The organism is Shinella sp. M31, assembly GCF_049199205.1.
Lineage (GTDB): Bacteria > Pseudomonadota > Alphaproteobacteria > Rhizobiales > Rhizobiaceae > Shinella.
The window spans coordinates 1-4,434 of record NZ_JBLZPH010000085.1 but is presented as its reverse complement, the minus strand read 5'-3'; the positions used below and the strand labels follow the sequence as shown (position 1 = coordinate 4,434).

Below are 4,434 nucleotides of genomic sequence, written 5' to 3'. Positions count from 1 at the left end.
TGCGGCGGTCTCGACCGTTACTTCCTCGACGACGGCGACGACAGCGACGTCGGCTTCCGTTTCAGCCGGCGATTCGCTTGACTCGGAACGGTCGTTTGCCGTTTCGACATGTTCGATATCGTCGTCGCGGCGATGCTCTTCGGCTTCCGCCCTCAGCAGCGCCTGACGATCGGCCAGCGGGATCTGGTAATAATCCGGATGGATTTCGGCGAAGGCCAGGAAGCCGTGGCGATTGCCGCCGTAGTCGACGAAGGCCGCCTGGAGCGACGGTTCGACGCGCGTGACCTTGGCAAGGTAGATATTGCCGCGGATCTGTTTCTTGTGTTCGGATTCGAAGTCGAATTCTTCTATGCGGTTTCCGCGTACGACAACGACGCGCGTCTCCTCGGAGTGAGACGCGTCGATAAGCATTTTCTCTGCCATGTAGATTGAGCTCCTCGGCGCAGCCGCAATCCTGGCGGCAAGCTGTACCCTGAAACGGGTGAGCCGGGGGAGGAGGGGGATGCGCCGGATAAGTAAGTTCCCGTTAGGCCCCGGTGAGGGGTAAGCGGACGGAGGAAGGCCGGAGCGCGAGCGTCCCGGTGCCTGTTACCCTCTGAATGCGTCCGCTGCGTCAACATCAACGTCCAACGAGAATGCCAGTGCCATAGACCCTGAAGGTCCGATGAAATTGCCCTTTGGTAAGGGCGTTTGGTGGAAATCCACCTTGTCTGTTCCGGCCACCGCCGGTTTACGCGATCTGTTCGGCCGGGAAAAAGGGGCTATGACGGCGGATGAGGCCCTGTTCGGCGCCAAGCCCCGAAGGAGTGGCTGCCTGCCCAGGGCGATTCTATCCCGTCTGGTCTTTTTCCCTGACTTTGCTTTTATGGCGGATATGTCACAATGGCAAGGGAAAAGCCAAAAGCGTCATAATCTTGATGGATTTGCGATGATGTGTCGGCCGTTGCGGCGGCAGGCCCTTCGGCAAGCTTTGGTTAACCCTATGAGGGCATCTATGAGGCATGTCTTCTGCCGCACCGCGCGGTTTCCACGCGTTTGAACGGACTGTCAGTGGCGATGCTAGATACTACCCCCGAAAAGCCGTTGCGTTTCCTGGCTGGCGCTCTTGCCGCTTTGCTGGCCCTTGCCGCGCCGGCCTTCGCCGTCTCCGCCACGGCTGCCCCACTTCTTGCCTTTTCCGCACGTATCGCCGGCGACGATGCGCGCACGCGGCTGATCATCGATTTCGACCGCAAGCCGGATTTCAAGGTTCATTACGTCGCCAATCCCTACCGCGTGCTGATCGACCTGCCGGAGACGGATTTCGGTATCAAGGCCGAACAGCTCGAAGCGCGCGGCATCTTTTCGGAGATCCGTTACGGCACCATGGCCGAGGGACGCTCGCGCATCGTGCTGACGGCGAAGAAGCCGATTACCGTTGTGCTCGCCGAGGTGCAGGAAGAGCAGGGGGCCGCGAGCTACAGGCTCGTCATCGACGCCGCGATCGTGACGAAGGAAGCGTTCCAGGCGCAGATGGAAAAGCAGAGCTGGCAGGAAGCGGCAACTCCCGCCAATGTCGAGCAGAAGCCCGTCATGCTGCCGGGCGGCAGCGCCGAAGGACCGTTCGTCATCGCCGTCGATGCGGGCCATGGCGGCATCGACAACGGTGCGCGCGGCGGCGTGACGAAGACCGAAGAAAAACACGTCACCCTGGCCTTTGCCAAGGCGCTGGCCGATGCGCTCAACGCGCTTCCGGATACCAAGGCCATCCTGACGCGCGACAAGGACGAGTTCCTGTCGCTCTCCCAGCGCGTGCAGCTGGCCCGCAACGAGGGTGCCAATCTCCTCATCTCCATTCATGCCGATACGCTGAAGCAGAAGGACACACGCGGCGCGACGGTCTATACGATCTCCGACAAGGCCTCCGACAGCCTTGCCGCCGGCCTCGCCGAGCGTGAAAACCTCTCCGATCAGATCGCCGGCATCGCCTTCGTCGATGAACCGGCCGAGGTCGCCGACATCCTGCTCGACCTGACGCGGCGCGAGACGCAGGCCTTCTCTATTAATCTGGCGCAGAGCGTCGTCAGCACCTTCAAGAACGAGGTTCTGCTGATCAACAATCCGCATCGCCATGCCGGCTTCCGCGTGCTGACGGCGCCGGATGTGCCCTCGATCCTGCTCGAACTCGGCTTCATGTCGAACAAGGACGACGAGCAGCTTTTGATCGATCCTGCCTGGCAGAAGAAGGTGGCCGGCCTTGTTGCGAAGGCGGTCGGCGAGTACCGCGCGACGGTCGTTGCGAACGGCGGTTAAGTCTATCTCGCCTTTGCCCGAGCAAGTGCCGGGAGACCGTGGTAGTATCCTGCCTGTGCCGGAAAAGTGACAGCGGCGTCCATTGTGCGGTGGCGAAGCCGGGATGCATGCTGTAAGCCCTATTTTCCTCACATTCCGATCGCTAGACGGGTGCGGGAAACGTGGGGACGACTCGTCTTCGACAGGGCAGGCGCAACGGTCGTATTGGGCCGCGGCGGCAAAAGGCCGGGCAGCAGGTCTGCCCGATGAAATTAAAAGACATAAGGCATCGGTAACTGGCTCATGATCAGACTGATTGGATATTTCTTCGGGATCGGCGCCGTGGCGTTCCTCGGCGTGGCGGCAGCGGTCGCCCTCTATCTCGGAAGTGTCACCAAGGATCTTCCCGATTATGAAGTCCTCAACAGCTATGCCCCGCCGGTAACGACGCGCGTGCACGCCGGCGACGGCGCGCTGATGGCCGAATATGCCCGCGAACGCCGCCTCTATCTGCCGATCCAGGCGATCCCTGACCGCGTGAAGGCCGCCTTCCTCTCGGCCGAAGACAAGAATTTCTACCAGCATCCCGGCGTCGACGTGACGGGCCTGTTCCGCGCCATCATGGTGAACCTGCAGAATTTCGGCTCGGGCCGCCGCCCGGTCGGCGCCTCCACGATCACCCAGCAGGTGGCCAAGAACTTCCTGCTCTCGTCGGACCAGACCATCGACCGCAAGGTCAAGGAAGCCATCCTCTCCTTCCGCATCGAGCAGGCCTATTCCAAGGACCGCATTCTCGAGCTCTACCTGAACGAGATCTTCTTCGGCCTGAACTCCTACGGCATCGCCGGCGCCGCGCTCACATACTTCGACAAGTCCGTTACGGAGCTCACGGTCGCCGAGACGGCCTATCTCGCCGCGCTGCCGAAGGGCCCGTCGAACTACCATCCCTTCCGCCGCACGGAAGCGGCCATCGAGCGCCGCAACTGGGTGATCGACCGTATGGTCGAGAACGGCTACGTCACAAAGGCTGACGGGGACGAGGCAAAGGCCCAGCCGCTCGGCGTGACCCCGCGCCATCGCGGCACCTATCTTTTCGCCTCAGACTATTTCTCCGAGGATGTGCGCCGCCAGATCATCGAACGCTACGGCGACAATGCACTTTACGAGGGGGGGCTTTCGGTTCGCACCTCGCTTGATCCGCGCATCCAGGTCGCGGCCCGCAAGGCTCTTCAGCATGGCCTCGTCAGCTATGACGAGCGCCGCGGTTTCCACGGTCCCGTCAAGACGATCGAGATCGGCGGCGACTGGGGTGTCGAACTCGCCAAGATCGAGCCGTTTTCCGACGTGCCGGAATGGAAGTTGGCCGTCGTGCTGGCCGTCGATGACGGCGGTGCCGATATCGGCCTTCAGCCGAGCAAGGAAGCCTCCGGCAAGGTCGTCGAGCAGCGCGTGACCGGCCGTATCGAGGCCAAGGGCATGAACTGGGCCTATCGTTCGGCCAAGGGCGACCGCAAGACGGCGAAATCGCCGGCCGGCGTCTTCAATGTCGGTGACGTCGTCTATGTCGAGCCGACCGAGGACAGCAACGTCTATCGCCTGCGCCAGCCACCGAAGGTTCAGGGCGGCCTCGTCGCCATGGACCCGCATACCGGCCGCGTGCTCGCCATGGTCGGCGGCTTCTCCTATGGCCAGTCGGAATTCAACCGCGCCACGCAGGCGATGCGCCAGCCGGGCTCGTCCTTCAAGCCCTTCGTCTACGCCGCGGCGCTCGACAACGGCTATACGCCCGCCTCGGTCATCATGGATGCGCCGATCGAGATCGTCGCCGGCGGCCAGGTGTGGCGCCCGCAGAACTACGGCGGCGGCTCGTCCGGTCCCTCGACGCTGCGCCTCGGTATCGAGAAGTCGCGTAACCTCATGACGGTTCGCCTCGCCAACGACATGGGCATGAACCTCGTCGCCGAATATGCCGAACGCTTCGGCATCTATGACAAGATGCTGCCGGTTCTCGCCATGTCGCTCGGCTCGGGTGAAACCACGGTTCTCCGCATGGTCTCGGCCTATGCGGTGCTGGCGAACGGCGGCAAGCAGATCAAGCCCTCGCTGATCGACCGCATCCAGGACCGTTACGGGAAAACGATCTTCCGTCACGAAGAGCGCACC

General features: G+C 62.4%; 3 protein-coding genes and 1 pseudogene. 3 read left to right on the top strand and 1 reads right to left on the bottom strand.

All coding sequences use genetic code 11. From position 1 onward, the window contains the following. Positions 1–423 (bottom strand): annotated as a pseudogene (locus tag ACOZKU_RS14895) (ribonuclease E/G); the annotation flags it as partial. Between the two features lie 241 nt (positions 424–664). Between ACOZKU_RS14895 and ACOZKU_RS14890 the strand changes: the two are divergent. From ACOZKU_RS14890 to ACOZKU_RS14880, 3 genes are all read left to right on the top strand, one after another. Then, complete coding sequence (locus ACOZKU_RS14890; protein WP_421579522.1) at positions 665–1,039, top strand: hypothetical protein; 375 nt, start codon at positions 665–667, stop codon at positions 1,037–1,039. A gap of 17 nt (positions 1,040–1,056) precedes the next feature. Beyond that, the gene (locus tag ACOZKU_RS14885; RefSeq protein ID WP_421579521.1) at positions 1,057–2,292 is read left to right on the top strand and encodes an N-acetylmuramoyl-L-alanine amidase; all 1,236 of its coding nucleotides are present in this window, start codon (positions 1,057–1,059) and stop codon (positions 2,290–2,292) included. 282 nt (positions 2,293–2,574) lie between these two features. After that, a partial coding sequence (locus tag ACOZKU_RS14880; protein ID WP_421579520.1) for a penicillin-binding protein 1A occupies positions 2,575–4,434 on the top strand: 1,860 nt, incomplete at its 3' end.